This is a genomic window from Marinimicrobium sp. UBA4209 (genome assembly GCF_002381585.1).
GTDB lineage: Bacteria > Pseudomonadota > Gammaproteobacteria > Pseudomonadales > Cellvibrionaceae > Marinimicrobium > Marinimicrobium koreense.
On sequence record NZ_DFTP01000082.1, the window covers coordinates 556 to 899 of the forward strand.

The window sequence follows — 344 nt, forward strand, 5'->3', positions numbered from 1 at the left end:
CTGCTGCTGCGCCGCTACGGCGGCGCCGTGCCCCTGCCCCAGGAAATGATCGTCGACCCGGGTACCGAAAAAGTTTCGGAACGAAAGCAATCCATGGCCAAGGCCGCAGCGGACCTGATTCTGGACCACAATCGCATCATCATCGACAGCGGCACCACCACCGCCGCCCTGTTGCCGGAGTTGTCCCACAAGCAGGGGCTGGTGGTGATGACCAACTCTCTGAACATCGCCAACGCCCTGCGTGAGCTGGAAAACGAACCCACCCTGCTGATGACCGGCGGTACCTGGGACCCACAATCCGAAGGCTTTCAGGGGCAGCTGGCCGAGCAGGTGCTGCGCTCCTA

At 62.8% G+C, this 344-nt stretch carries 1 pseudogene; it reads left to right on the plus strand.

Annotated features, from left to right (window positions below):
• Window positions 1–344: pseudogene (locus B3187_RS12030) on the plus strand (XRE family transcriptional regulator); the annotation flags it as partial.